The sequence below is a fragment of the Haloterrigena sp. KLK7 genome (assembly GCF_037914945.1).
GTDB classification, from domain to species: Archaea; Halobacteriota; Halobacteria; order Halobacteriales; family Natrialbaceae; genus Haloterrigena; species Haloterrigena salinisoli.
Window position 1 is genome coordinate 3598637 of the sequence record NZ_CP149787.1, and the last position, 25467, is coordinate 3624103.

General features: G+C 66.2%; 25 protein-coding genes. 11 read left to right on the plus strand and 14 right to left on the minus strand.

All coding sequences use genetic code 11. From position 1 onward, the window contains the following. Positions 1 to 86: 86 nt before the first annotated feature. The gene (locus tag WD430_RS17825) at positions 87 to 911 is read left to right on the plus strand and encodes a hypothetical protein (protein ID WP_339103764.1); all 825 of its coding nucleotides are present in this window, start codon (positions 87 to 89) and stop codon (positions 909 to 911) included. On the opposite strand, the gene WD430_RS17830 is transcribed toward WD430_RS17825, so the two are convergent. The 3 genes from WD430_RS17830 to hflX all read right to left on the minus strand — a co-directional run bounded on the left by WD430_RS17830 (position 908) and on the right by hflX (position 3840). After that, the gene (locus WD430_RS17830; protein ID WP_339103765.1) at positions 908 to 1267 is read right to left on the minus strand and encodes a nucleic acid-binding protein; all 360 of its coding nucleotides are present in this window, start codon (positions 1265 to 1267) and stop codon (positions 908 to 910) included. The two genes, WD430_RS17825 and WD430_RS17830, sit on opposite strands and share 4 nt — an antisense overlap. Next, positions 1264 to 2424, minus strand: a complete 1161-nt coding sequence (locus WD430_RS17835) for a thiolase C-terminal domain-containing protein (protein WP_339103766.1) — start codon at positions 2422 to 2424, stop codon at positions 1264 to 1266. Before WD430_RS17835 ends, WD430_RS17830 begins: the two co-directional genes overlap by 4 nt. A gap of 114 nt (positions 2425 to 2538) precedes the next feature. Then, the gene (gene hflX / locus WD430_RS17840) at positions 2539 to 3840 is read right to left on the minus strand and encodes a GTPase HflX (RefSeq protein WP_339103767.1); all 1302 of its coding nucleotides are present in this window, start codon (positions 3838 to 3840) and stop codon (positions 2539 to 2541) included. Positions 3841 to 4257: 417 nt separating this feature from the next. Here hflX and WD430_RS17845 point away from each other — a divergent pair, with 417 nt between their 5' ends. After that, positions 4258 to 4569 carry an FUN14 domain-containing protein gene (locus WD430_RS17845; protein ID WP_339103768.1) on the plus strand — a complete coding sequence of 104 codons (312 nt, stop codon included), beginning with the start codon at positions 4258 to 4260 and terminating at the stop codon, positions 4567 to 4569. Positions 4570 to 4602: 33 nt separating this feature from the next. Here the strand turns inward: WD430_RS17845 and WD430_RS17850 are convergent, their stop codons facing one another. From WD430_RS17850 to WD430_RS17880, 7 genes are all read right to left on the minus strand, one after another. Continuing rightward, positions 4603 to 5328, minus strand: a complete 726-nt coding sequence (locus WD430_RS17850) for a ribosome assembly factor SBDS (RefSeq protein WP_339103769.1) — start codon at positions 5326 to 5328, stop codon at positions 4603 to 4605. 299 nt (positions 5329 to 5627) lie between these two features. Next, positions 5628 to 6395 (minus strand): archaeal proteasome endopeptidase complex subunit alpha, encoded by a 768-nt coding sequence (gene psmA / locus WD430_RS17855; RefSeq protein ID WP_339103770.1) that lies wholly within the window; start codon positions 6393 to 6395, stop codon positions 5628 to 5630. 4 nt (positions 6396 to 6399) lie between these two features. Continuing rightward, positions 6400 to 6885 carry an Rpp14/Pop5 family protein gene (locus WD430_RS17860; RefSeq protein ID WP_339103771.1) on the minus strand — a complete coding sequence of 162 codons (486 nt, stop codon included), beginning with the start codon at positions 6883 to 6885 and terminating at the stop codon, positions 6400 to 6402. After that, positions 6882 to 7544, minus strand: coding sequence for a class I SAM-dependent methyltransferase (locus tag WD430_RS17865; RefSeq protein WP_339103772.1), 663 nt, complete (start codon positions 7542 to 7544; stop codon positions 6882 to 6884). The genes WD430_RS17860 and WD430_RS17865 overlap by 4 nt, the downstream gene beginning before the upstream one ends. Next, entirely contained in the window at positions 7528 to 8232 is a 705-nt protein-coding gene (locus tag WD430_RS17870) for an RNase P subunit p30 family protein (RefSeq protein ID WP_339103773.1), read from the minus strand. Before WD430_RS17870 ends, WD430_RS17865 begins: the two co-directional genes overlap by 17 nt. Before the next feature lie 300 nt (positions 8233 to 8532). Further along, positions 8533 to 9351: a transcriptional regulator TbsP gene (tbsP, locus tag WD430_RS17875; RefSeq protein ID WP_339103774.1), complete on the minus strand. Its 819-nt coding sequence runs from the start codon at positions 9349 to 9351 to the stop codon at positions 8533 to 8535. A gap of 373 nt (positions 9352 to 9724) precedes the next feature. Continuing rightward, positions 9725 to 11803 carry a hypothetical protein gene (locus WD430_RS17880; protein ID WP_339103775.1) on the minus strand — a complete coding sequence of 693 codons (2079 nt, stop codon included), beginning with the start codon at positions 11801 to 11803 and terminating at the stop codon, positions 9725 to 9727. Positions 11804 to 12010: 207 nt separating this feature from the next. On the opposite strand from WD430_RS17880, the gene glyA reads away from it, so the two are divergent. The 5 genes from glyA to WD430_RS17905 all read left to right on the plus strand — a co-directional run bounded on the left by glyA (position 12011) and on the right by WD430_RS17905 (position 17513). Further along, positions 12011 to 13258, plus strand: coding sequence for a serine hydroxymethyltransferase (gene glyA, locus WD430_RS17885; RefSeq protein ID WP_339103776.1), 1248 nt, complete (start codon positions 12011 to 12013; stop codon positions 13256 to 13258). A 209-nt stretch (positions 13259 to 13467) separates the two neighbouring features. After that, entirely contained in the window at positions 13468 to 13674 is a 207-nt protein-coding gene (locus WD430_RS17890; RefSeq protein ID WP_339103777.1) for a hypothetical protein, read from the plus strand. A 146-nt stretch (positions 13675 to 13820) separates the two neighbouring features. Next, a complete protein-coding gene (locus WD430_RS17895; RefSeq protein ID WP_339103778.1) occupies positions 13821 to 14732 on the plus strand; it encodes a hypothetical protein in 912 nt (303 codons plus the stop codon). Positions 14733 to 14895: 163 nt separating this feature from the next. Further along, complete coding sequence (locus WD430_RS17900) at positions 14896 to 16221, plus strand: serine hydrolase domain-containing protein (RefSeq protein ID WP_339103779.1); 1326 nt, start codon at positions 14896 to 14898, stop codon at positions 16219 to 16221. A 398-nt stretch (positions 16222 to 16619) separates the two neighbouring features. Further along, positions 16620 to 17513: a bifunctional methylenetetrahydrofolate dehydrogenase/methenyltetrahydrofolate cyclohydrolase gene (locus WD430_RS17905; RefSeq protein ID WP_339103780.1), complete on the plus strand. Its 894-nt coding sequence runs from the start codon at positions 16620 to 16622 to the stop codon at positions 17511 to 17513. A 66-nt stretch (positions 17514 to 17579) separates the two neighbouring features. On the opposite strand, the gene WD430_RS17910 is transcribed toward WD430_RS17905, so the two are convergent. The 3 genes from WD430_RS17910 to WD430_RS17920 all read right to left on the minus strand — a co-directional run bounded on the left by WD430_RS17910 (position 17580) and on the right by WD430_RS17920 (position 21021). After that, on the minus strand, positions 17580 to 17939 hold the full coding sequence (locus WD430_RS17910) for a PqqD family protein (RefSeq protein WP_339103781.1): 360 nt from the start codon (positions 17937 to 17939) through the stop codon (positions 17580 to 17582). Beyond that, the gene (locus tag WD430_RS17915) at positions 17936 to 19924 is read right to left on the minus strand and encodes an OPT family oligopeptide transporter (RefSeq protein WP_339103782.1); all 1989 of its coding nucleotides are present in this window, start codon (positions 19922 to 19924) and stop codon (positions 17936 to 17938) included. The genes WD430_RS17910 and WD430_RS17915 overlap by 4 nt, the downstream gene beginning before the upstream one ends. A 350-nt stretch (positions 19925 to 20274) precedes the next feature. Further along, complete coding sequence (locus tag WD430_RS17920; protein ID WP_339103783.1) at positions 20275 to 21021, minus strand: TFIIB-type zinc ribbon-containing protein; 747 nt, start codon at positions 21019 to 21021, stop codon at positions 20275 to 20277. A gap of 374 nt (positions 21022 to 21395) precedes the next feature. Here WD430_RS17920 and WD430_RS17925 point away from each other — a divergent pair, with 374 nt between their 5' ends. The 4 genes from WD430_RS17925 to WD430_RS17940 all read left to right on the plus strand — a co-directional run bounded on the left by WD430_RS17925 (position 21396) and on the right by WD430_RS17940 (position 24885). Then, positions 21396 to 22115 carry a hypothetical protein gene (locus WD430_RS17925; RefSeq protein ID WP_339103784.1) on the plus strand — a complete coding sequence of 240 codons (720 nt, stop codon included), beginning with the start codon at positions 21396 to 21398 and terminating at the stop codon, positions 22113 to 22115. A 417-nt stretch (positions 22116 to 22532) separates the two neighbouring features. Next, positions 22533 to 22679, plus strand: a complete 147-nt coding sequence (locus WD430_RS17930; protein ID WP_008895435.1) for a hypothetical protein — start codon at positions 22533 to 22535, stop codon at positions 22677 to 22679. A gap of 456 nt (positions 22680 to 23135) precedes the next feature. Then, positions 23136 to 23411 carry a PadR family transcriptional regulator gene (locus tag WD430_RS17935; RefSeq protein WP_339103785.1) on the plus strand — a complete coding sequence of 92 codons (276 nt, stop codon included), beginning with the start codon at positions 23136 to 23138 and terminating at the stop codon, positions 23409 to 23411. A 181-nt stretch (positions 23412 to 23592) separates the two neighbouring features. Further along, positions 23593 to 24885 carry a DUF4010 domain-containing protein gene (locus tag WD430_RS17940; RefSeq protein ID WP_339103786.1) on the plus strand — a complete coding sequence of 431 codons (1293 nt, stop codon included), beginning with the start codon at positions 23593 to 23595 and terminating at the stop codon, positions 24883 to 24885. Positions 24886 to 24912: 27 nt separating this feature from the next. On the opposite strand, the gene WD430_RS17945 is transcribed toward WD430_RS17940, so the two are convergent. Continuing rightward, positions 24913 to 25332, minus strand: coding sequence for an ester cyclase (locus WD430_RS17945; RefSeq protein ID WP_339103787.1), 420 nt, complete (start codon positions 25330 to 25332; stop codon positions 24913 to 24915). Positions 25333 to 25467: the final 135 nt, after the last annotated feature.

The window sequence follows — 25467 nt, forward strand, 5'->3', positions numbered from 1 at the left end:
GCGATCGGCGTGTAAATCGTTTCAGTTGTTACGATAGCGGTCGAACCGATCGCCCGACTTTTTGGTCCGGCCGCCGTAGCCGAACTATGGCCGATCCCGACGACGAACTCGCCGAGGCCGTCCGCGAACTCACACGGACGATCGAGGACCTCCGGTCGGAACTCGAGTCGACCCAGCGCCGGTCGCCGTTCCGGCCGCCGGCGCCGCGACCGCCGACGCCCAGTGAGCTCCTCGCGTTCACCGACGAGATCGCGCTCCCCGCCGCGATCGCGGCCCTCGAGACCAGCGTCCGCGCGCTCGAGGGGTTCCAGCGGGCCCTGCGACTCGCCCGGACCGAACGAGACGTTCGCGATCGGACGACCGAGGCCACGCGGACCGCCGGAGCGCGCGCCGACGACCTCCGCCGATCGACGCTCTCCGGGCTCGACACCGTCCTCGCCGAACTCCAGCGAGCGGCGTCGGACGGCGACCTCCCCGCCGACGACGGCGCCCGCGAGTTGCTCTCGGAGGCCCGCGAGCTGCGCGACGACGTCGACCGGCGGCTCCGGAACGTCGGCGACGACCTCGAGCAGCGCTCGACCGAGTCCACGGACACCGTTCGAATCGATATCGAGGACGGCGATCCGCGTGCGGGCACGACGGCCGACGACGAGTCGGGGTCGGAGTCGGAGCCGGAGCCGGACCCGGATCCGAGCGTCGACGTCGACGCCGAACTCGAGACGCTGAAGGATCAGTACGGACGCGACGACGGTGCCGACGGCGACGACGCGGTGGCCGCTGCGGACGATACACCCGGCGGCGATACGGACGACGCTGGCGGCGACGACACCGATTCGGCCGACGGGGACGACGGGCCCGTCGCTGATGACGACGATAGCGACTCGAGCGAAAACGATTCCGACGGCGTCTAAACCGGCTCGAACCGGTAGCCGCCCCAGTCCTGGCTCTCGGGTTCGCGGATGCCGGCGCCGGGCTCGCGGAGTTCCTCGACGGAGACGGGTTCGACTTCGTCGCCGGTCTCGAGGTCGTCGGTCGTCACTTGACCGATCGCGCGGACCGATTCGCCGTCAATAGTGAACTCGACGATCGCGAGCGTGTTCGGTTGGCGGACGCCGGGGGGCGTCGCCGTGCTGGTCGTCCAGGTGACGACTTCGCCGGTGTACTCGCTGAGGTCGATCGTCTCCACCGGCTCGGTGCCGCCGGGACCGCGGGGGTGGCCGGGGTAGCTGATCGAACCGTCTTCGTACTTGTACGCTTCCATGGTCATCGTGCTGCCTCCATGATGGTCGTGATAACGCAGTTACCGAAGCCGCCGACGTTACAGCACAGCCCGACGTCCGCGTCGACCTGTCGCGGCCCCGCTTCGCCCATCAGCTGTTCGTAGATCTCGACGCCCTGTGCGACGCCGCTGGCGCCCAGCGGGTGGCCCTTCGACTTGAGTCCGCCGGAGGTGTTGATCGGCAGCTCGCCCGTATCCCGCTCGGTGTAGCCCTCTTCGACGAGTTTCCACGCTTCGCCCTGCTCGGCGAAGCCGAGCCCCTCCATCTGGAGGAACTCGAGGATGGTGAACATGTCGTGGAGTTCGGCGACGTCGATATCGTCGGGGCCGTAGCCGCTCATCTCGTAGGCGCCCTTCCCGCTCTCGACGACGCCGCCCATCACGGTCGGATCCTCGCGCTCGTGGACGACGTGCGTATCAGTGGCGCCGTCGATCCCCGAAATGACGACGTAGTCGTCCGTGTACTCCCGGGCCACCTCCTCGGGACAGAGCATCAGCGCCGCGGAGCCGTCCGTGATCGGACAGAAGTCGTACAGCCGCAGCGGATCGGCGACGATCGGCGACTCGAGGGCGGTCTCCTCGTCGATCTCCTTCTGGAACTGCGCCTTCGGATTGTCGACGCCGTTCCTGTGGTTCTTGACGGCGACCTTCGCGAGGCTCTCTCGGGGCGCGTCGAACCGCTCGAGGTAGTGGCGGGCGGTGAGTCCCGCGAACGACGGGAGCGTTACACCGTGTTTGTACTCCGCGGGATGGGTCAGCGACGCGATGACGTCGGTCGCCTCGCCGGTCGTCCGGTGGGTCATCTTCTCGCCGCCGACGAGCATCGTCATGTCGCTGGCGCCGCTTGCCACCGACTGCCAGGCGGCGTAGATCCCCGCGCCGCCGCTGGAACTCGTCTGGTCGACCCGCTGGGTGTACGCCGGTATCGCGTCGATGTCGTGGGCCAACGCGTTCGGGACGCCGGTCTGTCCCTCGAACTCGCCGCTGGCCATGTTCGACACGTACAGGTGCTCGACGTCGCTGGCGTCGACGCCCGAATCCTCGAGACACTCGAGGCCGGCCTCCGCGAGGAGGTCGAGGACCCACTCCCCCTCGCGTTGCCCGAACTGGGTCATCGACGCACCGATGATTGCAACACGTTCCATAGCCTAGGGGACTCGAGTCTCCGATTTATAAGGTGTGGTTAGCCTGCCGTAATCGCGACGTCACCGGCCGGAACCGAGCCGGGTGATGACGGACCGATCCCCTGTATCGTTCGATTAGGCCGATTCCGCGGCCGCCGTCCGCAGCTCGCTGGCCCGCGAGCGCGCCTGCGAGATGACCGCCGGCCGGGCCTCGAAGGAGACGATAACGTCCTCGTCGCCGTAGGTGACCTCCTCGACGTGGGCGTTGTCGTGGAGCCACGAGACCACGCTCATCGTGTCCTCGGTCATCGGCAGGAGGAGGCGTTCGGCCTCCCAGCCGGGCAGTTCCTCGTTGATGCGCTCGAGGACGGCGTCGACGTTCTCGCCCTCCCGCGCGCTGACGGTGACCGGATTCGGCGCGAGCGACGAGAGGGCCTCGCGTTTCTCCCGGAGTTCCTCGTCGTCGATCTTGTCGATCTTGTTCAGGACGGTCACGATCGGCGCCTCGTTGCGCTCGTAGAGGGTGTCGTGACACGTCACGAGCTTCTCGTGGATCTCGTCGACGTCCTCGCTGACGTCGACCACGAGCAAGACGAGGTCCGCCCGGTAGACCGAATCGAGCGTCGACTTGAACGACTCGACCAGCCAGTGGGGGAGGTCGCTGATGAAGCCGACGGTGTCGGTCACCAGCACGTCGCGGGGCTCGATGGCCGCGCGCCGGGTCGTCGTCCCCAGCGTCGTGAACAGTTTGTCTTGGGACTCGGCGGTCGCGTCCAGGTCCGGGTGGAGGTCCTCGTTCTCCTCGACCGTGAGGTCGTCGGCGAGTTGGCGCAACAGGGTCGACTTGCCGGCGTTGGTGTACCCCGCCAGCGCGACCAGATCGAACCCGGAGTCGCGCCGGCGCTCCCGGCGGTGCTCCTCGGTCCGCTCGATCTGCTCGAGTTCGTCCTTGATCCGGCTGATCTGGTCCTTGATGTCCCGCTCGCGGCTCTCGTCGTACTCGCCCAGCCCCATGAAGCCGGGGTGCTCGTCCCGTTTCGCGAGGCTGGTCTTGGCCTCGGCGCGGGGCAGTTCGTAGCGGAGTTCTGCCAGTTCGACCTGTAGCTGCGCCTTGCGGGTCTGGGCGCGCTGGCCGAAAATCTCGAGAATCAGCGTGAACCGGTCGATTACCTCGACGCCCTCGGGGAGCAGTTGCCCGAGGTTGTACGTCTGGTAGGGTCCGAGCCGGTTGTCGAAGATGACGGTCGTCGCGTCGGTCGCGGCGACCTCGTCGGCGAGCGCCTCGGCTTTCCCCTCGCCCAGCTGGAGGGCGGGGTCGGCCGTCCGCGACTGGGTGATCTCACCGACGACGGTATACCCCGCGGCCTCGGCGAGGTCGCGGATCTCACTCGTGTCGGGCGTTCCCGAATCGACGCGCTTGGCGATGATTGCTCTCATGCGGGTGGAAAGACGTGCTCGTGGCTCTCGCTCGGACGAGGATGCTCGTGACGACGCGAGACGGGACGCTGGGCGACCCGTCGGCCCGTCGATCCCACGGGCTGGGCGCAACGGTTCGATACTCGCGACCGCGGCTGCTCGACCGCGCTACGGATGGCAGTCGAACACCTCCGTTACTGCTCGACGGATACGGCACATACCCGACCGTACGCCCCCGACGGTCTTGAATCCCGTGGCGCACCGCTCCGCGACGACGCCGGATTCGAACCGATAGCGCGCGACTCGCCGGACGGCGGCCGTCTGTCGTGGCGAGACGAGTACTGCGATCGGACCGCGTACCGCGCTCCGATGGTCAGTAATACGGGAAAATAACGAAGCCATAACAGTCATTGTTCCCGACTCGAATACGAAGCCGTGATGCTAGACGTCGATCCGACGGCGCTGGGCCTCGAGTTCGGGGGCAGTGCGGTCGTCGGAGGGCTGCTGGGATTCGCGACGAAACAGATCGCGAAACTGCTCGCGATCATCGTCGGGGTCGAGCTGATGGCCTTTCGCTACCTCGAGTCCCAGGAGATCGTTATCGTCGACTGGAACCGTCTCTCGGCGGGCCTGCTCGAGACGGGGGACCGCGCACAGGAGGGCGTTCACTGGCTCGTCTCGACGCTCTCGATGCTGTCGGTGGGGGCCGGCTTCGCCAGCGGCTTCCTGATCGGCTACCACCGCGGCTGAGAAGTTCGCACTGCCTGTCGAAGCCGAAACCCCCTATCGCGTCTTCAGATCGTCCTTGTCCTTGATGATCTCCGTCTCGGCCTCGCCGCTGGAGTGTTCGTTGACGACGTCGTAGAAGTCGTTTTGCATTCCCGCGGGGAAGGTGATGACGCCGATCCACGAGCCGTCGGCCTGCCACTCCTCGCGCTCTAAGTCGCCGAACTGGCGGACCTGCGCCTGCGCGCTGCCGGCGTACTCGGCGGGGATCTGGACCGCGACCGTCACCTCCTCGAACCGGATCGGAATGACGGGGCGCAGATCGTCGAGCGCGTCGTCGACCTGACTCTCGACGGGTTCCATCGGATCGACCGTGAACCCGGCCTGCTCTAAGGCGTTCTCGATGCGCTCGGGCGGGTGGGGCGCGTTGTCCATCTGGGGATTGACCGCGTTGCGCGCGATGGTGTCGATCAACTGCTTGCGCTTCTGTTCTTGCATCTCGCGGCGCTGATCGGCCGTGATCTGGATCTCCCCCTCCTTGATCACCTCGGGGATGATCTCGAGGGGATCGGTCGTGTCGAAGACGTTCTCGAGATCGTCCTCGGCGGGTCGATCGCCTCGCGAGGCGTCCTCGAAGACGTCCTCGGCGGCGATCACGTCCTCGAGATCGCCGTCGAACTCGTCGCGTTTGATCTCCAGTGCCGCGTCCGGATCTACGAGCACCTCGAAGCGCGCCCCGTGTGACTCGAGTCGCGCCGTCACCGCCTCGTCGAGCGATATCATATCGGTTGCTTCCGCCGCCAATGAAAAGAGTGTTTCCCGATATCACGGCACGGGTTCCGGGTCCGAACGCCGTCGAAACGGCCGTGGCTACTCCGGTCGCTGCGATCGGACTCGTGATCGCCGCCACTGAACGACGAGGAACCAGTCGGAGCCGTCGCGCCTGATCGCAGTTCACGCGCCCGTGTGCGCGGGAAGACAATCTATCGACGCGGGTCGACGGACGCGAATCGGTTCGCGGTTCGAACCCATCGCGACGAGCAGGAGAACGGCGATACTCGAGTCGAAACCGAGCGAGTCGGTTACTCCTCTTCCGCGGCGTCGTCGGTCTCGTCGCCCTCGTCTAAGATGTCGTTCTCCTCGAGGTGGGACTCGATCCGATCGTAGTCGAACTGCTCGAAGGACTCGGTCTCGACGTCGACCGTCGCGAGACCGACCTCCGTCGGCAGGAGGGAGCCGTCGTTGACAGACGCGAGGGCATCGAGCGCGAGCGCGATACCGCCGTCGAGGTCGGCTTCTGCGTCGTAGTTCTCCTCTAAGTACTCCTGGAGTTCGCCGCGGTCGGCGCCGACGGCCAGGGCCTTCCACTCGTAGGGCGTTCCGGAGGGGTCGGTCTCGAACAGGCGGGGCTCGCCGTTCTGGATCCCGCCGACGATCAGCGCGACGCCGAACGGTCGGGCGCCGCCGACCTGCGTGTACTGCTGGATGTGGTCGGTGACCTCCTTGGTCAGCGTCTCGACGCCGATCGGCTCGCCGTAGCGCAGCTGGTTGACCTGCGTCTGGCGGCGCGCGAAGTCGATCAGCTGGCGGGCGTCGGCGACGTGGCCCGCGCTGGCGATGCCGATGTGGTCGTCGGCCTTGTGAATCTTCTCGACGCTCGAGTCCTCGAGCAGCGGGGAGGGGACTCGTTTGTCGACGGCCAGCACGACGCCGTCGCTCGTTCGAACGCCGATGCTCGCCGTTCCTCGCTTGACCGCCTCGCGAGCGTACTCGACCTGGTAGAGTCGGCCGTCGGGCGAGAAGATCGTGATGCCGCGGTCGTACGCCTGCTGTTGGGCTTGTCCCTGCATAGTATCACGCTAAATCGTAATCGAGGTCTGTCGCACCCGTGAACGCCTCATCGAGTCGCACGTCTGCAACGCATTCCCGCAGGACGGCGACTCGCTCCTCGTTCCCGAACACGACGTTTCTCTCCTCGGAATCTTGCCGGCGGCGTCCTAAATACTTTTCTTCAGCGGCACGGATCGTGCCACTGATACCGCAGACCCGTAGGCCGACCGCAGCCCCGTCGATCTCGTCGATGCAGGCCAGGGCCGCGCGGGCGGGTTCGGTCTCGCCGCGGCGGACGCGGACGATCGCCTCCCCCGTGGCACCGGCGAAATCGAACCGCATCACGGTCATATCGGCGTGGGCGCTGCCCGGATCGCCCAGCAGATTCTGGGCCGCGTACCAGCACTCCCGCTGGAACGCTCGTCGATCGAGTTCGGCGTCCGGCCACGTCTCGAGTTCGACGGCGAGGTACCGCCACCGCGGCTGGAGGTGTTTCGGGAGGTGTTTCATGCGTCCGCGGCGGGGTCGTCGTCGGGATCGCCGACCTCGCCCTCGGCCGTCGCGGTCGGCGATCGCTCGGCGACCAGCACGCCGACCTGGTCGTGGACGCGTTCGACGGCGGTCAGCGAGAAGCCCGCGTCGGTGAACGCGTCGGCGAGGGCGCCGACCGTCGCGGGATCGTCGACCTCGGGCGAGTAGAACGGCGCGTCGGAATCCGGCTCGCCGAAGAACATCACGTCTCCGAGGACGAACTTCCGCGGTTCGAGGTCGGCGATGACGTCGATCGCCTCGCGCTTCTCGTCGTCCGAGAGGTGGTGCATGGCGAAGTTCGAGGTGACGACGTCGACCTCCCCCTCGTACTCGGGTTCGCGGAAGGTGCCGTAGTCGAACTCGAGGTTCTCGAGGCCCTCCTCCTCGGCCTTTCGTTCGGCCTCGTCCATCATCCCCTCGCTGATGTCGCGACCGACCACGCGCTCCGCGTCGGGAGCGAGCGCGAGCGCGATGGCACCGGTTCCCGTCCCGAGGTCGAGGACGATGTCGTCCTCGCCGGGCGCGGCGTGTTCGACGACCAGGTTGGCACAGGCGCGGTACTCGTCGGACTTCGACTCGTCGTACTCGCCGGCCTTCTCGTCGAACCGGGCGGCGTGGTCCTCAAGGCTCTTCTTCATATCTGCCCCGTTCGACCCCGGGCTCAATGAACGACTCGGACTGGACGTGACGATTTCGCTCGGCCAGCCGACCCCACTCTTCTAACCCTCGCTCGACGAACGCCGCCGAGAGGCCGATCTCCTCGCCGATCGCCGTCAGTTCGCGGGGGGCACGCAACTCGAGGTGCGAGCGCGGGTCAGCGCTGACCACGTAGGGCGCGTCGAAGTGATCGACGAGTTCCTCGAGCTTGCGCAGCGACTGGAGGGCCCGGACCCGACGCCCGCCGCTGGTCCGGAGCACCCCCGAGAGGTCGAACTCGAGGCGAACGCCGTTCTCGACCGCCGCCTTCACCAGTACGTGATTCACGTCGCCGTTGTCGGCCATCGGATGGGCGAGCACGTCGACCTTGTCGTTCTCGACGGCGAACCGATTCATGGCGTTCGTTCCGCCGTGGACTCCGACGACGGTCTCGGTCGTCCGGTAGTTGCCGACGGAGCCGCTGGCCGCCTGCGGATCGTCGGCGCGGATCTCGAGGCCCTCGACGACGTCGATGCCGTACTCCTCGCGGATCGCCTCGGCGTCGTAGTCGGCTCTCGAGTCGTGGTGGTTGCGCACGACCACGCCCTCGAAGCCGTAGTCGGCCGCCGTCTCCGCGAACCGGGCGACCGTGCTCTCTCCGTCTGGATGGGCGTGGACGGCCTCGTACATACTCGAGTCGTCTCGCGGCGGCGACTTGGGGTTTGCGCCACGGACCGAACAAATTCTATGGCCGGGAGCACGCTCGCCGAAACTCGGCGAGCGTGCGACCCGGGGGAGGGCAGGCCGTCACCCGATATGACCGCGAGCGAGGCCGAAGGCCGAGCGAGCGGGCCGACGACTGATGTGAACGAGCGACCGAGCGGCGCGTAGCGCCGCTCAGGAGCGAGTGAATGGAAGGAGGAGCGCTTTTCATCGAAGTTTTGCCGAGTGGGGTCGCGCAGCGACCCCACGCAGAGCAAAAGTTCGGTTCTAGTTGAGTATGGACTGTGCGACCGTCGCGAGCTGCCCGTTGTCGGCTTCCTGCAGGCGGTCGTCGCCGATCTTCAGGCGCAGGCGCGGGCGGCCGACGTCGATGGGGACCTTCTCGGTGTCGATCAGGCCCATGTCCTCGAGTTTGGTCTTCGTGCGGCTGAACGTCGCCTTCGAGGCGATACCGACGTCCTCGCCCCACTTGCTGATGTCGTACAGCAGGGCCTCGTTCTTGGCCGCGACGAGCAGCGAGATCGTCACTTCGTCGAGGCCGTCGCCGTCACCGCGGGCGGTCTCGAGCGAGTTGAGGATCGCCGTGAAGTCGTCCTCGGCCTCGGGGCTGATCTCCTCGGAGAGGGTCTCGCGGACGGCCGTGATCGGCGGCGTCCGGAGGTTGAATTCGGCGGCGCCCTCCCAACGGGCCGCGTACGTGTCGTAGGTGTCTTCGACGAAGCTCTCGTCGTCGGTGACGAGGCCGCCGACGCGGTCGCCGGCGTGGACGATGGCGATGACCCGGTCCTCGGTGATCAGCAGCGAGTTCTCGGGCGCCTCCTCGAGCGTGCGGAGCGCGAGCGCGTCTTCGCTGATGAGGTCGGCCGCGTTCGAGGCGACGATGAAGTCGTCCATGACGTCTTTCAGCGTTCGTTCGTCGGCGAGCATGTGGACGGACGGCCGGTCGCCGTCGAACGCGGTCGCAACGGAAACGAACTCTTCGATGGCGTCCCCCGACGGGTTGACCATGTAGACGTCCCCGGTCGCCTCCTCGAGTAGGGAGTCGAGGATATCGTCAATCTGGTGGTTGAGTAAATTCGAGGTCATCTCTATACAGAAGTAAACGAACGGATATTACTTAATTTTGGTGGCCGATTCCACACCAGAACATCGTATTCGACGTCGACGGCGGTAATTTTTGTCTTCGCTCTCGTCAGTTCGCCGACGAGATTACGGAACGGCCGCTACATGTATGTAATCTGTCTAGATCGGTCGAGCGACCGGCGACGGCGACCGAGAGCAGTTAGGCGGTTGACGATAAATATATAGCATTGATCTGTTATTGTAACCGTGTATGGGTGTTAGCTGCGAGCGTTTGTGGCGGGTCGCGCGTGAGTTCCTCTCCCAGGTACGAACAGCCGATAGAGCGGATCGACCAGCGACGCGCGCCAAGCGCGTCAGCACGTACGGCGGCCCCTAGTCACTCGGTGAACCGCGACGCCAACTCCGTCGACCAGTAGACGTCCCCGTTGAAGATCACCGACGCTTCCGTTTCTTCGAGTAACGCGGCCAGTTCCGACTCCGTCACGGTGAAATTCGACTGTGTGCCACAGAGGTACGCGAACTCGTTGTCCTCGAGGTGAGGGAAGTAGTACGAGCCCGTGACCCGCGTCGAGTAACAGTCGAACGTGACCAGGTATTCGGCCCGCTCGTTCTCGAGTTCCTCGAGCGTGAGCGTGGTGGGAACGCGGTGCTCGCCCTGGGTCAGCGAGTGCGTGCCGTCGCCGACGACCGCGTAGTCCTTCCCCATCATGATGCGCCTGCGCGCGAGTCCCAGCGCGCGTTCGATGCTGAACCCGTGGACGAGGAGTTTGGCGAACGTCGAGCCGACCTTGACGGCGTGGTCGTTGAGGACCTTCGAGAAGGTCACCGCGCCGGCGACGCTCCCCCGTTCGATGAGCCCCATCCCCTCGTAGTAGGAGCCACAGGCGTTCAGGAAGAACGTCTGGGTGTTACAGCGACGGAGACTCGAGCTCGAGAGATAGCCGTCGGAACAGCGCAGGCCGTCGGTCTCGCAGTGGCCGATGTAGTGGACGAAGTCGTGGTCGTCCTCGAAGACCCGCGCGAGCTCGGCCGTCGAGAGCGATTCGTCGACGGTCACCTCCATCGAGAGCTCCTCGGACCGCTGGCGGTAGATCTCGGCGACGTCGTCGTGTTCCCCGGCCATCTCGGGATCGTTCAGGACCACGGCGATCGACGTCGAGTCGGTCGCGCGCTCGAGATAGTGTAGTCGGTTCTGGTAGGCCTCGCCGGTCGTCTTGAAGACGTCGATCGGCACGCCGTCGGCGAGCCAGCCGTGGACTCGGCCGTTGCGGAGTTCGGGTTTGACGATGTCGACCGACGCGACCTGCCCGGCGCTCGAGCGGCCGCGGTAGAAGTCCTCGAGGGAGCGTTCGACGAGTTCCTGCCCCTCGAGCTCGGAGGTTCTGGGCATGTGGATCAGGCTCATCCGGTCGAGCAGAAAGGGGAGCGACTCGACGCTGTCGTAGTCGGGGCGGACGTACGTCGAGAGGTGCCAGTCGGGGAGGCGGTGATCGATGGCGGCGTCGGGCACCTCGAGGTAGGTCGCGAGTCGACGCTGCGGACTGGCCTCGTAGAGTTCCTCGGCGTCGAGACCGAGGACCTCGAGCATGCTCTGTTCGGCCAGATTCGTCCCGTAGGGACCGGCGTTGCGGACCAGACAGTCGAAGAAGAACGTCTTGCGGAGCAGGCGCTCGACGTCGCGCTCGAGACCGGGCATCGGCGACAGCTGCCGCTCGACGGCGAACTCCGGGAGCCGGAGCGTCGCGTGGCTCGGCCCGGTATCGGGACACGTACGCGGTTTGATCGTCGCCTGCAGATAGTAGGCCAGCGGCGCGACGACGAACAGCGACTCGTAGTCGGCCGGGACGATCAGTTCGATGCCCGACGGCGAGAAATCCTCTCGAATGCAGTCCGGAATCTCGAGGCTGTCGCCGCGCTCGAGCAGCGACGGATGGCCGCGGAGGGTCGGATAGGTACGGTCCGGGCCGTCGGTCTTGTGGGAGGCGGCGAGGTGGGTCAGTCCGGCCGCGATCCCCTCGGGCGTATCGGGGACGGTGATGGTTCCCGCGGGGAGTTCGTGGTGGCTCCGGAAGCCGACGATGACGCGCACGCGGTCGGGAAACGTGACGACGATCTCCTCGTAGTCGTCGGTCCTCTCGATCGTCGCCGTCCCGGAAAACCGGAGGTACGTCTTGATCTCCGTATCGACGTCGACGACGTATTCTCCGGGGGACAGGGAGAGCGGCGTCCCGTCGGGATCGAGTTCGTGTTGCGCGTCCGAGCCGAGCGAAAACGCGTAGGCGACCGCGTGGGGAAAGCGGAGTTCGTCCGTCGTTACGACGACCGTCTCGTCGACGGGACGGGGGATGTCGGGTCCGGTTCCGTCGACGACGAGATCGCTACCGCGGACCGATAACTCGGTGTTATCGGCGTCAGTCACGCGGAGCGCCCCGTCGTCTACCGCCCACTCTATCATTCGGTACGCTGAATGTTCCCCGAGAAAGTTAGTTGTATCGGGTGGCAAAAAGTTGATAGATAGGCGCAGATTCCGGAAGTGTTCGTCATGCATCCAGTTTCGAGGGGCTGCGTCCGATCGACCGCGTCGGTTCTGTGGCGGCGGTCGCGGTGGTGAGATTCACCGAAGACGGGTACACTTATACAGTCGCCAAACGCCACATCGGACATGGAGCACGAGCACGTACGGGACGTCGATCCCGCCGTCGCCGATGCACTCGAGGGAGAGGTAGAGCGACAGCAGGAGACGCTGCAGATGATCGCCAGCGAGAACCACGTCAGCGAGGCGGTCATCGACGCGCAGGGCAGTGCCCTGACGAACAAGTACGCCGAGGGGTACCCCGGCTCGCGCTACTACGGCGGTTGCGAGTACGCCGACGAGGTCGAACAGCTCGCGATCGACCGCGCGACGGAGCTGTTCGGCGCCGAGCACGTCAACGTTCAGCCCCACTCGGGCACGCAGGCCAACCAGGCCGTCTACTTCGCGATGCTCGAGCCCGGCGACAAGATCCTCTCGCTGGATCTCAACCACGGTGGCCACCTCAGCCACGGTCACCCGGCGAACTTCGTCGGCCAGCTCTACGAGGTCGAGCAGTACGAGGTCGACCCCGAGACGGGCTACCTCGACTACGAGGGACTGGCGGAACACGCCGAGGAGTTCGAACCCGACATCATCGTCTCGGGCTACTCCGCGTACCCGCGCGAGATCGAGTGGGAGCGCATTCAGGAGGCCGCCGACAGCGTCGGCGCGCTCCACCTCGCCGACATCGCCCACATCACGGGACTGGTCGCCGCCGGCGCCCACCCCTCGCCGGTCGGCATCGCCGACTTCGTCACCGGCTCGACCCACAAGACGATCCGGTCGGGTCGTGGCGGCATCGTCATGTGCGACGAGGAGTACGCCGACGACATCGACTCGGCGGTCTTCCCCGGCGGGCAGGGCGGCCCGCTCATGCACAACATCGCGGGCAAAGCGGTCGGCTTCAAGGAGGCCCTCGAGCCCGAGTTCGAGGACTACGCCGAGCAGACGGTCGCCAACGCGAAAGCCCTCGGCGAGAGCCTCACGGAGAACGGGTTCTCGCTGGTCTCCGAGGGAACGGACAACCACCTCGTACTCGTCGACCTCCGCGAGAGCCACCCCGACACCTCCGGCGGCGACGCCGAGGAGGCCTTAGAGGAGGCGGGCATCGTCCTCAACGGGAACACGGTGCCCGGCGAGACGCGCTCGCCGTTCGACCCCTCGGGTATCCGAGCGGGTACGCCCGCGCTGACCACCCGCGGCTTCGACGAAGAGGACTGCCGCGAGGTGGGCGATCTGATCGCCCGCGTCGTCGACGCCCCCGAGGACGAGAGCGTCCTCGAGGAGGTCCGCTCGGAGGTCGCGGGCCTCTGTGAAGAGAATCCGCTGTACGAATAGTCGATACCCCACCCATTCGACCGATTCGGCGTCGTCGGCCGACGCGATCGGCACTCAGTCCCGTTTTTCGGTGGTGTCTGAACTGGCAAGCAGCACCGTCATCCGTGCCACGCGGTCCCGTCCGACACGGGCTCGCGCCCGTTCGCGAGTCGGGCGATGAGTCTACACCTGCGACCGGAACGGCACGCGATCCACGCGACACACCACCCATGAGCGACGAATCGAGGTTCGACGCGACCGCGGACCGAAATCCGCTCGACGAACAGACCGTCACCGAAGACGAACCGCCACCAGCGGTCGAACTCGCCACCGACGGCGAATCGACGGACGAGGACGACGCGGACGAGGATCGACAGCAGGCTCGAGAGCGCCGCGAAGGGACCGGCGAGTCGCTCGAAGCGGACGCGGACGAGTAGGACCGCTCGGCGGCACTTCGAGTCAGTCGCCACCGATCCGGGCTCGAGGTGTCGTCGATCAGCGCGTCCTCGCGATCGCTCGATCCCGCCAGTCCCTGTCACTCGCCGGCACGCGGCTTTTCCACCGGCTGGGCGTACCGCCGGTAATGGCTACGAATCCCACCGGAACCGTTCTCGACGACGACCGGCTGCTCGAGCTCCGGGAAACGACGGCGACGGCGGCCTCGGAACTGGCCCTCGAGCTGACGCCGGTCGCCGAGTTCATGGACGCCGAGCCGGGCGACCGCGTCGACTGGGGCGTCGACGAGTACGAGGACGAGCCCATGCTCGTGATCAGCGGGATTCCGGAGCCCCAAACCGGCGACGCGCCGCACCCGCGCCAACTCCGCGAAGAGGGCGGTGAGATCGTCGCGCCCGTCCCCGATCCGCTGGTTCGCGCCGCCCCGCCGGAGGGGCTGGGGCTCGACCTCGCGTCCTACGACGCCGATCGGCCGCTGCTGTTCGACGCGATGACGGCCGCCGAGACGATCGGCCTCGTTCCGGTTCGGTTCGGCGACGGCGATCCGTACCGTCCCGAACCGCTGCCGGGGACGCCCGACGACAGCGATCCCGTCGCGAAGGAGACTATCGCCCGCGAGCGCGACGGCGATCCGACCCCGCGACCCGAGACGATGGACGCGCCGATCGATCCACTCGTCTTCGACGACGTCATGGCCGATGCGCCGACCGACGTTCCCGCAGCCGACGTGATCGGGATTCTCGAGGGACTCGAGACCTACGACATCGTCGGCGCGGGCGACCACGTCGCCGGCAAACCGCCCCTGACGGTCGACGATCGAGCGGTGTGCCTGCTCGAGAACGAGGTGTGGACCGACCGAATCGCGCCGGCGCTCGAGTCGAACGACGTCGATGTCGACGCGGACGCGCTCGAGGTCGCACGGGAGAGCCACGAGCGACAGGCGCTGCGGCTGATCGACGCCGCGGACACCGACGAGTACGGCGACCTCGTGACGACCTATCGACCCGTCGTCCTCGACGAACGCGATACCGCCGCGTGAACGCTCACGAAATTTGAAAAACCTGGCCTGAGTGGGACGAGTTCAAACGCTGTCTCTCGGAGACAGGACAGCTGTAGTGACTGTATTCGATTTTGAACTATTATGAATACTTTCATATACGTCCGATTATATGGTCTTCCTGATGTCATCACAGAGGACTTCGATGGATCGACGACATGTGCTTGCGACGCTCGGTACGGTGGGGGCGACGCTTGCTACCGGTGCGTCGACGAGTGCAGCAGCGAGGGGAAGCGATGATCGATCCGAACGGGATTGGGGCAACGGGAAGGACGACCGCGACGACGCGGAGTCTGCGGTCCTGAAGACGGGAACTGACCGAATCGAGGCGACCTTCGATCGGCAACTCGAACAGGAGCTCCATCACGGTGCGCAGCTGGCGGTCTACCGCGACGGGGAGTTCGTGGTCGATACGGCCGGCGGAATCACCGGTCCGGACGGAGACGAAACGACAACGGAGACGCGTCACGTCCTGTTCTCGTGTACGAAACCGTACGCCGCGGCCTGTGTCCACCTGCTGGCCGAGTGGGGAGAGCTCGACTACGACGACCGCGTCATCGAGCACTGGCCCGACTACGCCGAGGAGGGGACGCAGAAGGCGAAGACGACGATCCGACACGTGCTCTCGCACCAGGCGGGCGTTCCGGCCGTCGAAATCGACGGACAGGCCGGGAAGTGGGCCGATCCGGACGCGATCGCCGCGGGAATGGAGGCGGCCGAACCGGTCTACGAGCCGGGAACGGAGCCGAACTACCACACGCTCAGCTTCGGCTGGCTGGTCGGCGAGATCGTCCGGAAGGTCTCCGGCCGACGGATCGACCGGTTCGCACGCGAGGAGCTCTTCGAACCGCTCGGAATGGAGAACACCAGCATCGGTCTCCCCGAAGGCGAGGAGGTCGACGTCGCCACGCTGGTCGGGTTCGAACCCTACGACCAGATCACGCCGCCCAGTTCGGGCGTCCAGTCCGGATCGAATCAGGACACCGCCGATAGTTTCAACAGCGACTTCGTCCAGCAGCAGGCGATCATCCCGGCGGCCAACGGGATCGGGACGGCCAGCGACATGCTCCGGTTCTACGCCTGTCTGCTGAACGACGGGAAGCTCGAGGGAACGCGTCTGTTCTCGCCCGAGACGATCGACGAGTGGACGTCGCTGCAGGCCGAGACCGCCGACGACATGAGCCGGGACGTCTCCGGTCGGTTCGCGATGGGCTTCTTCCTCGGCGGAGTCATCCAGAGCAACCTCGGCGTCACCGCGCCCCCGACCGCGTTCGGTCACGCCGGACTCGGCAGCAGCGTCGGCTGGGCCGACCCCGAGAACGACATCGCCTTCGCGTACGTCACGAACGGCATCCGCGAACGCACCGAACAGGACTTTCGCGTCGGGATGATGGGCGACACCGTCCGTCACGAACTCAGCAACCAGACGTCACACCCGGGTCGCGGTCGCTCCTGGGGCCGCTGGTGGTAAGCGCCGCCACCGAACGCCGGTACCGAGCGCGACGACGGGACGCTACGCTGGCCCCCTGAACGCGACACGCTGACGATCGCCGTCGGCGGGCGCCAGTCGAGCCCTGTCGTCCCCGGACGTGGACGAATCGAACGATACCGACCTCGATACTCGAGGCCGACCGTCGCTATCGGGTCGTCCCGTCCCGCTTCGATTACGGACGGGTCGAACGGTCCGGTAGCAATTCGCGGACGTGAACCGATTCACACTCGAGAGCGGCGGCGCCGTCGGGGAACTGCGCTCGGCCGAACGGCGCTCGACGTCTTGTATCCACGTTCGTGCGTATTCGGTGGGCTTTTGAGAGGGGTTCTGCGCACGAATCCGAGGGTTGATTAGCCTCGCGGTCGCCCACTCGAGTAATGACCGAGATTATCGACGGCGACGCCGTCGCGAGCGAGATCCGAGACGACCTGACGGACGCGATCGAGACGCTCGCCGACGCCGGCGCGCGACCGGGGCTGGCGACCGTGCTGATGGGCGACGACCCCGCGAGTCAGACCTACGTCAACATGAAGCAACGCGACTGCGAGGAGGTCGGCATCGAGAGCTACCACGTCGACGTCGACGGGGACGCGTCTCCCGAGATGCTGTACGACGAAATCGCCGATCTCAACGCGAACGACGACGTCCACGGCTACATCGTCCAGGCGCCCGTTCCGGACCACGTCGACTACCGCGAGGTCATCCGCCGGGTCGACCCCGCCAAGGACGTCGACGGCTTCCACCCCGAGAACGTCGGCCGACTCGTCGCCGGTGACGCCCGGTTCCGCCCCTGTACCCCCCACGGCGTCCAGAAATTACTCGAGGCCGCCGACGTCGACACCGAAGGGAAGGACGTGACGATCGTCGGCCGCTCGGACATCGTCGGCAAGCCGCTGGCCAACCTGTTGATCCAGAAGGCCGACGACGGCAACGCGACGGTGACGGTCTGTCACTCCCGAACGGACGACCTCGCGGAAAAGACTCGCAGCGCCGATATCGTCGTCGCCGCCGCCGGCGCGCCGGAGCTCGTCGACGGCTCGATGATCGGCGAGGACGCGGTCGTGATCGACGTCGGCGTCAACCGCGTCGACGCGGACACCGAGAAAGGGTACGAACTCGTCGGCGACGTCGAGTTCGAGAGCGCGAAGGAGCGAGCGAGCGCGATCACGCCCGTCCCTGGCGGCGTCGGCCCGATGACGCGCGCAATGTTGCTGTATAACACGGTCAAGGCCGCGAGCCTGCAGGAAGACGTCGACGTCGACCTGCCCTGAGAGCCGGCTTCCCGCTCGTTTACGTCGATTCCCCGCCGTTTCCCGTTTTCACAGGCACAGTCTCGATCACTGGCCGTTGGCCCCTTCGTCGAACCGGATCAGACCGCGTTCCTCGAGTTGCATGAGGAAGTGCGCGAGCGTCTCGTCGACGGGTTCGACCCGTTCCTCGTCGTGTTCGTCGGCGACGATCGCCGCGATTTCGGCGACGGTGTGGTCGCCGTCGCAGTGGCGCCAGACGGTCGTCCCGACGGCGTCGAGCGTGAGCGTCCGCTCTCGGCTCGTGCCGAAGAGGTCGAACAGGAACCGATCGAGTCGGTTTCGCGGCGATTTCGTCCAGGTGAGCGTGGCCCTCGAGTCGCCCTCGACGGTCGTCTCCGTCCAGTCGACGGCCCGGCTCGGAATCGCGGTCGGTCCGTGCTCGCTCATCTGTCGACCGCGTCGGCCTCGGCGGTGCCGGGCGCGTTCCAGAGCACGCTGGCGGCGAAGAGGGCGACGAGCGCGACGAGCGCGACGCCGCCGAGGATCGTCTGCGTCTCGCCGCCGAGTCCGAGTGGGAACGGCGCGCCGTCGGCGTTCCCGGTACCGGTGATGTAGAGCGCGCCGATGACGATCCCCATGATCGCCTCGCCGGTAATGAGTCCGGCCGCGACGATCCGGCCTCGAGCGGTCGCGTGGTCGGCGAGCGTTCCGTCCTCGTCGTCCCGTCGGGAGACGTACCGGTCGATCCCCCCGCGGAGCAGTCCGCCGAGGAAGATCGGCGTCGCGAGCGTGATCGGGAGGTAGATCCCGACCGCGAACGGCAGGACGGGGACGTCCATGAGGATCAGGACGCACGCGAAGACGGCGCCGATGAGGATCATGCCCCACTGCGCGGTGCCCGTGAGGACGCCCTCGGAGATCAGCGCCATCATCCCGGCCTGTGGCGCGGGGATGGTCTCGCTTCCGATGCCGTAGGCCTGATGGAAGAAGTACAGAACCCAACCCGCGAACAGCGCCGACAGGGTGATCCCGATCACCTGCGCGAGCTGCTGGTTCCGGGGCGTCGCTCCGAGGAGGTAGCCCGTCTTGAGGTCCTGCGAGGTGTCGCCCGCGACCGCCGCGGCGATCGCCACGACCGAGGCCGTCACCAACACCACGACGGGGTCGGTGACGCCGGTCGATCGCAGCGCCAGCGCGGCGATCAGGATCGTCGCCACGGCCATCCCGGAGACCGGGTTCGAGGAGCTGCCGACGACCCCGACCAGGTACGCCGAGACGGCGACGAAGAGGAACGCGGCGATCACGGCGATGAATCCGCCCAACAGGCCGACCTGGACCTGCGGGACGGCGACCAGCGCGAGCGCGATCAGGACGGCCCCGACGACGACGACCCGCATCGGGAGGTCGCGCTGAGTGCGTTTCCGATCCTCGGTGGCGGCCGCCCCGGAGTTACGCACTTCCGCGGCGGCGGTGCCGAGCGCGTCCACGATCGTCCCGCGCATCGAGAGGATCGCGTAGAAGCCGCCGACGATCATGGCGCCCGCGCCGACGTAGCGGATGTACTCGTCCCAGACCGCCTCGGCCTGGGCCATCAGCGTCGCGTCGGCGGCCGACTCCGGGACGAATCCGCCCGTGATGAGCAGCGGGATCAGCATCATCCAGGCGATCAGCCCGCCGCCGAAGACGTAGCCGGCGATCCGCGGGCCGATGATGTAGCCGACGCCGATCAGGGCGGGCGTGAAGTCGCCGCCGATGGCGAACCCGTCGGTCTCGCCCGCCGAGAACGCCGTCTGGATCGTCGTTCGGAAGGCGGCCATCCCGCTGGCCAGCCACATATAGACGAAGCTCACGAGGAACCCGAACGAGATGAGCTTCACGCCCTCGTCGCCGCGCGATCCGGCCTCGAGCACGTCGGCACACGCGGTCCCCTCCGGATAGGGGAGTTCCTCGTGTTTGTCGACGATGAGGTACCGGCGCATCGGGATCATAAAGAGGACCCCGAGCAGGCCGCCCAGAATCGCGACGATCGCGGTGCTGACGATGTCGATCGGTTGATCGAGGAACGTGACGCCGGCGATCGTAAAGATGACGCCGGCCGCCAGCGCCTCGCCCGCGGAGGTCATCGTCTGGACGATATTGTTCTCGAGGATCGTGCCGCCGATGCCGACCCGACGAAGGCCGTAGAAGATCCCCATGCTGATGACGGCGGCCGGGATCGAGGCGCTGATCGTCATCCCCGAACGCATCCCGAGGTACATGTTCGCGGTCAACATCACCACGTTGAGCGCGAGCCCGATCGCGACCGCCTTGATCGTGAGCTCGGCGACGCTCTTTCCCGCGGGAACGTACGGGGACGGTCCGTCCGTCGCCCCTTCGCGCGCTGTGCGACTGCCGCTCGCCTCCGATCGTTTCTCCGATGGTCCGTGTGCCATAGTGAGTGTGTCCGACGTCCCTATCGTGGATCGGTCGCGTCGACCGAGCGACGGCGCTCGCGACGGTATCGGTCCGCCAGAACTCGAGTCGAGCGGGGACGTTTCGGACGACCGTACCGGAGCTAACCAATGGGGGTATAAGAGTGATAAGATTTTCACCAGACCGATCGGATATCTAATGCTCAGCGAGCGCGTTGGAGAGTCGATCGAACGCGCGGATCGAATCGTTCGATACGGCGAGCGGTCGGCGAGCGCTCTCGACCGCACCGCGGGCGGGCGCTCGGTGGCTTGAGTTCCGTCGCGTCAGCGTCGTCGATTCCATCACGCCCCGCTGTCGAGGGCCGCCGCGCTCAGTCCCCGAACCGGCCGTCCTCGGCCCCGGTTCCGAACTCGAGATCCTCGAGACGGTCCTGCGCGCGCGTAAACGCCAGTTCGTCGCCGCGCAGACCGTTCGCCAGGTCGCGGGCGGCCTCGACCAGTCGGTCGGCGGTCCGAGGATCGACGTCGCCGTCGAGCATCCGGATTCGGGTGACGTGTTCGCCGAGCGTCTCGAGGGCGCCGCGCTCGGCGGCCGTCAGGTCGCGGTCGTCGGCCCAGGTGCGGACGTCCCGGCGGTAGTCGCGGACGGCGTTCGCGGCGGCGAGGCCGCGGGCCGCTCGCAGGCTCGGCGGCACCTCCGCGGCGGGCGGCCGCCCACCGTCGTCCGCGTCCCGGAGCAGCGAGAGGAAGTAGAGTTCCTCCCGTTCCCCGAGGTCGATATCCCGGCGGACGACGTCGGCGACGTGGAGGAGTTCGTTCGCGGCCAGGTAGTCGTCGTCGAGCTCTCGGAGCGTGCCCGCGTTGACGAAGCCGCGCCGCCGAACGTACTCGCGACACTCCTCGCGGGCCCGATCGGCGAGGTCGTCGATCGGCTGGTCGTCGATGGCGTTGCGGACCGCCGTGAGGTCGAACCCAACCCGTAGATCGGTGTGTTCGGTGCGGTCGTCGACGCCGACGCTGTGGAGGCTCCCGCAGGCGGGACAGCCGACGCTGCCGGTCTCGTAGTACGACCACCGCGTCCCACACTCCTTGCACTCGCGCTCGCCCCTGATCTTCATGGCCGGGCCTACGCGCGGGCGACCCAAAATCACACCGGAGTCGACCGAACACTGCCACGATGGCCGACCGTTTCACGGCCGAAACGAGAGATCACCGGTGAAACAGTAGACGGCGTTCCGTTCGGGCGATCGGGGCGACCTCCCGGCGTCCGGATCCGGACGGTCCCAGCGCCTCGAGCGAGTGCGTCTGTAGCCGGCGCTCTCACAGCCGCGGGCGGGCGAAATCGCGATAGTCTCGGCAGCTACCGTCGGATTACCCGTCGACGGTGCGAAACTGATGACGATCACGAGCCGCTAGCCGTCGTTCAATAGGTCATTAACGGACGGCAGTTGCAGGCCATACTGCAACCACCGGGAACGTCCTTCTCAGGAATATGTCCGATTCAGAACTCAACCGACGCAAGTTCGTCGCCGCGACAGGTACCGCAGGTGCGCTCGTACTCGCCGGCTGTGCGGATAGCGGACCCGGTGGCGGCAACAACTCGAGCGAAAACGGAGAGGAGACGGACGACACCGGAGCCGGGAACGAGACAGGAGATACCGGGTCCGAAGACGAGACGTATGCCCTGACGGTCACCGTCGAGGACGACCAGGCAGAACCCGTCGAAGGGGCGACCGTCACCCTCGAGCAGGCCGGCAGCGGAATGCTCGGCGGCAACGGCGGGGAGAACGAATCCAACGAGTCCAACGAATCCGACGGCGGCATGCTCGGCGGCAACGGCGAGGAGAACGAATCCAACGAGTCCGACGGCGGCCTGCTCGGCGAGGGGAACGAGTCCAACGAATCCGGTAACGAATCCGGCAACGAAAGCGAAGACGGCGGACTCGGCACCAGCGAGGACGAGTGGCCGCGAGAAGAGGAGACCGACGAGAACGGCGAAGTCGAGTTCGACGAACTCGAGGACGGCGAGTACACCGTCACGGCCGAGAACGAGGGAGAGGAAGCCGAGGACGACGTCGAGATCGACGGCGGCGACGAGGAAGTGACGCTGACGCTCGGCGAAGACGGCGGCATGGGTAACGAGACCGAAGACAACGAGTCCAACGACTCCAACGACTCCGACAACGAGTCCGACGACGGACTCGGGCTCTGATCGGACGGACTCGGTCGTCTGGCGGCGCGGAGCGGTATCCGTCAGGAACCGATCGATCGCAGCCGTCGTGTCCCATCGTTTTTCGAAGCGCTCGTCGCGGAGCGACGGCTCCGCGACCAGTCTCGACCGTCTCCGGTCGACCGATCGCCTGCCGCAACCGGTTCGTAAACCGTTGTCGCCCGCAAATCGCAGCCTTATCGACGAAAGCGTCGGCCCCGCGTGACACTCGTCGTCCCAATCCCCAGTTACCGTCCGGACCGTCGATCGCTCGAGACCGAGCTGACTGACGCGCTCGAACGGACAGTCGGCGCTGTACCGATCGTAGCGCCCCGTCACGGCCCGTGAATTGCCGTTCGGATGACGGATCGAACCCCGCTCGGCGACCGTTTTTTCCCTTCTGCGCGTCTAGTGGGGAGCATGCGCGACGAAGAAGAAATCCGCGAGCAGTACGAGTTCCTCACCGAACACCTCGAGAGCGAAGACATGCGCCACGAGGGCGTCAGACAGATGTTTACCCACTACAAGCGCGCCATCGGCTGGGTGCTCGAGGAGGAACACATCTGACCCGCGGCGGGACGTATCAAGAGCCGATCCAGTGTCGTTACTTTTAAGTATATTCGGCGAAAGCGTTCAGATGACGCTTCGCTTGGAGGGCCGAAGCGTCAGCGGGGACCAATTCAGGGCGGCAAGCGATCGCGTGACACTTTTCCCGTCACGCGATTTGCTTTCCTGTTTCGAACTCATCTCTCGGAGAGCGACTGCGTTCTCGCTCGCGTCCGAACTCGTCGCCGATCGAGCGCACTTTCTCGCGCCCCAATAACATAAAAATGCCGAAATAATCTGGATGGAGTGTAAACATGAACCGCACATTACGTGACTCTCCTGGAGAAACCATCATAACGGTTATCTATTGGGAATCGCGCGCAGACGACGTGGTCCGTCGGTAATATCCCTGTTTCGTTCGAAACGACCCGATAGCCTTATTAAAATTCGACAGTAAGTACAACTGGTACTTTCCCAATGTACGACCTGACAGGATTCCAGCGGGACCTGCTGTACGTCATCGCTGGCGAGGAGGAGCCCCACGGACTGGCGATCAAAGAGGAACTCGAGAACTACTACGAGAAGGAGATTCATCACGGCCGACTCTACCCGAACCTCGATACCCTCGTCGACAAGGGGCTCGTCGAGAAGGGGCGGCGCGATCGTCGAACGAACTTCTACACGCTGACTCGGCGCGGCCGCCGCGAGCTCGAGGCCCGTCGCGACTGGGAAGAGCAGTACGTCGACATATAACGCGTAGAGCGCGACCGATCGCCGCACTCGCGGGCTCGCGCTTCGGAGTCGATCTCGGTATCGCCGCCCGAGTCCCATCGAGCCGGTTCCGCGCGTTCGCTTCTGCCGTTCGTCTCCCGAGGACGCGTTCGCGACGGTCGCTAGCGCGCCGTTTATGGTAATTCGCCGTGAACGAGCGACAGTGAACGAGATCGCGTTGCAGATCGGCGATGCGCCGCTGGACGAGACGGTCGTTCGGATCGCGCTGGCCGGGGCCCTGGGGATGTTCCTCGGCCTCGAGCGCGAGTGGTCCCAGAAGTCGGCCGGGATCCGGACGTTCTCGCTGATCAGCCTCCTCGGGGCGGTCTTTACCATCCTGGTCTTCGAGAGCGAGGTCGGCGAGACCCTCCTGGTTCTCGGCGGCCTGCTCGTGATCGTGCAGGGCGTTCTGCTGGCGGTCCAAGGGCTGTTGAGCGAGGACGACGCCGGCCTCTCGCTGACCACCTCGGTCTCGATGCTCGTCGCCTACGGCGTCGGCGTGCTGGTCGCCGCCGGCTTCATCATCGAAGGGGTCACCGTCGCCGTCCTCTCGTCGCTCCTGCTGGTCTTAAAGCGCGAACTCCACGAGTTCGCGTGGGGGCTCTCCCACGAGGAGGTGCGCTCGTCGATCGAGTTCGCCATCCTCGCGTTCGTCATCTACCCGGTGTTGCCCGCCGAGGTGACCGTCGACGTCGGCGGCATCGCGATTCCGCTCGAGCCGCAGGTGATCTGGCTGATGGTCGTCGCGGTCGCCGGCATCGGTATCGCCAACTACGCGATCGTCTCGACGTACGGCGGCCGCGGCATCGCCGTGACCGGGTTCTTCGGCGGGCTGGCCTCGTCGACGGCCGTCGTCGGGACGATGCTCGACCACGTCAACCAGCGCCCCGAGGCCGCCTCGTACGCCGTCGCGGCGATCCTGTTGGCAAACGCCGCGATGGCCGCGCGCAACCTCGCCATCGCCGTCGGGTTCACCGTCGGCAGCGGGAGTCCCGTCCTCCTCGAGGCGATCGTCCCGCTGGGAGCGGTCATCCTGGTCGCGTTCGCCGTCGCCGCCTGGACCGCCGACTGGGACGAGTCCGGCCCGATCGACCTCGAGAACCCCTTCTCCATGAAGAACGCGCTCGCGTTCGGCGCCGTCTTCCTCGTCGTGCTCGTCTTCGGGTCGCTGGCCGAGACCTGGTTCGGGACGCTGGGCTTCTACGCCACCGCCGTCGCCAGCGGGTTCGTCTCGAGCGCCGGCGCGACCACCTCGGCGGTCGTCCTCTATCGCGGCGGCCAACTGGGGCCGGCGGAGGCGACGATCGCCATCCTGCTCGCGACGGTCTCGAGCATCGTCGTCAAGGCCCTGCTCGCGTCGACGTCCTCGAACGACGGCTTCCGCAATCAGGTCGCGGCCTACAGCGGCCTGTTGCTGCTCGGCGGCGCGGTCGCGACGGTCACGATTGTCGTCTGAGGGGAAAAAGCGAGAGAGGATGCGGCGTCACTCCTCGAGAAGACCGAGTTGTTCGAAGAGTTCGTGTCGGTCGAAGAACGCCCGCTCCTCCTGCAGTTTCCCGCCTTCGACGACGAACCGCGCCATGTCTCGGACTTCGAACGTCTCGTGGGTCGGTGGGATCCCGTCGAACTCCCCCTCGTGGGTGCCCGAGAGCGTCCCCTCCGCCATCACGAGGTCCTCTCCGGCGAGCATTTCGTGAACGGTGATCTCGAAGTCCGGAAACGCCTCTAGGGTCTCTCTCGCGTACGCTTCGAGGTTCTCTCGTCCCTCGATCGTCCCGCTGGTCGGCGACGTGAACGTGAACGAGTCGGCGACGACGTCCGACAGCCGCGAGAACTCCTGCTCGTTCCAGATCGCCGCGTATTCTTCCGCGAGCCCTTTCGGATCCGGTGTCGTTTCTGCCATTGTCTCCCACACCACGCGTATCTATGCGGTGTGGTAGCATAATACACTACCCTGGGGATTCAGCCGTCGTGAGCCGTGGAACGGGCGATCGTCGATCGGCGAACGGAGAGTAGCCGCTGCTCGTAGACGACCCGT

What these genes read in the sequence shown, in the direction of transcription:
- WD430_RS17825 (WP_339103764.1), top strand. Translation starts at nt 87, where the DNA reads ATGGCCGATCCCGACGACGAACTCGCCGAGGCCGTCCGCGAACTCACA.
- WD430_RS17830 (WP_339103765.1), bottom strand. Translation starts at nt 1,267, where the DNA reads ATGACCATGGAAGCGTACAAGTACGAAGACGGTTCGATCAGCTACCCC.
- WD430_RS17835 (WP_339103766.1), bottom strand. Translation starts at nt 2,424, where the DNA reads ATGGAACGTGTTGCAATCATCGGTGCGTCGATGACCCAGTTCGGGCAA.
- hflX (WP_339103767.1), bottom strand. Translation starts at nt 3,840, where the DNA reads ATGAGAGCAATCATCGCCAAGCGCGTCGATTCGGGAACGCCCGACACG.
- WD430_RS17845 (WP_339103768.1), top strand. Translation starts at nt 4,258, where the DNA reads ATGCTAGACGTCGATCCGACGGCGCTGGGCCTCGAGTTCGGGGGCAGT.
- WD430_RS17850 (WP_339103769.1), bottom strand. Translation starts at nt 5,328, where the DNA reads ATGATATCGCTCGACGAGGCGGTGACGGCGCGACTCGAGTCACACGGG.
- psmA (WP_339103770.1), bottom strand. Translation starts at nt 6,395, where the DNA reads ATGCAGGGACAAGCCCAACAGCAGGCGTACGACCGCGGCATCACGATC.
- WD430_RS17860 (WP_339103771.1), bottom strand. Translation starts at nt 6,885, where the DNA reads ATGAAACACCTCCCGAAACACCTCCAGCCGCGGTGGCGGTACCTCGCC.
- WD430_RS17865 (WP_339103772.1), bottom strand. Translation starts at nt 7,544, where the DNA reads ATGAAGAAGAGCCTTGAGGACCACGCCGCCCGGTTCGACGAGAAGGCC.
- WD430_RS17870 (WP_339103773.1), bottom strand. Translation starts at nt 8,232, where the DNA reads ATGTACGAGGCCGTCCACGCCCATCCAGACGGAGAGAGCACGGTCGCC.
- tbsP (WP_339103774.1), bottom strand. Translation starts at nt 9,351, where the DNA reads ATGACCTCGAATTTACTCAACCACCAGATTGACGATATCCTCGACTCC.
- WD430_RS17880 (WP_339103775.1), bottom strand. Translation starts at nt 11,803, where the DNA reads ATGATAGAGTGGGCGGTAGACGACGGGGCGCTCCGCGTGACTGACGCC.
- glyA (WP_339103776.1), top strand. Translation starts at nt 12,011, where the DNA reads ATGGAGCACGAGCACGTACGGGACGTCGATCCCGCCGTCGCCGATGCA.
- WD430_RS17890 (WP_339103777.1), top strand. Translation starts at nt 13,468, where the DNA reads ATGAGCGACGAATCGAGGTTCGACGCGACCGCGGACCGAAATCCGCTC.
- WD430_RS17895 (WP_339103778.1), top strand. Translation starts at nt 13,821, where the DNA reads ATGGCTACGAATCCCACCGGAACCGTTCTCGACGACGACCGGCTGCTC.
- WD430_RS17900 (WP_339103779.1), top strand. Translation starts at nt 14,896, where the DNA reads ATGGATCGACGACATGTGCTTGCGACGCTCGGTACGGTGGGGGCGACG.
- WD430_RS17905 (WP_339103780.1), top strand. Translation starts at nt 16,620, where the DNA reads ATGACCGAGATTATCGACGGCGACGCCGTCGCGAGCGAGATCCGAGAC.
- WD430_RS17910 (WP_339103781.1), bottom strand. Translation starts at nt 17,939, where the DNA reads ATGAGCGAGCACGGACCGACCGCGATTCCGAGCCGGGCCGTCGACTGG.
- WD430_RS17915 (WP_339103782.1), bottom strand. Translation starts at nt 19,924, where the DNA reads ATGGCACACGGACCATCGGAGAAACGATCGGAGGCGAGCGGCAGTCGC.
- WD430_RS17920 (WP_339103783.1), bottom strand. Translation starts at nt 21,021, where the DNA reads ATGAAGATCAGGGGCGAGCGCGAGTGCAAGGAGTGTGGGACGCGGTGG.
- WD430_RS17925 (WP_339103784.1), top strand. Translation starts at nt 21,396, where the DNA reads ATGTCCGATTCAGAACTCAACCGACGCAAGTTCGTCGCCGCGACAGGT.
- WD430_RS17930 (WP_008895435.1), top strand. Translation starts at nt 22,533, where the DNA reads ATGCGCGACGAAGAAGAAATCCGCGAGCAGTACGAGTTCCTCACCGAA.
- WD430_RS17935 (WP_339103785.1), top strand. Translation starts at nt 23,136, where the DNA reads ATGTACGACCTGACAGGATTCCAGCGGGACCTGCTGTACGTCATCGCT.
- WD430_RS17945 (WP_339103787.1), bottom strand. Translation starts at nt 25,332, where the DNA reads ATGGCAGAAACGACACCGGATCCGAAAGGGCTCGCGGAAGAATACGCG.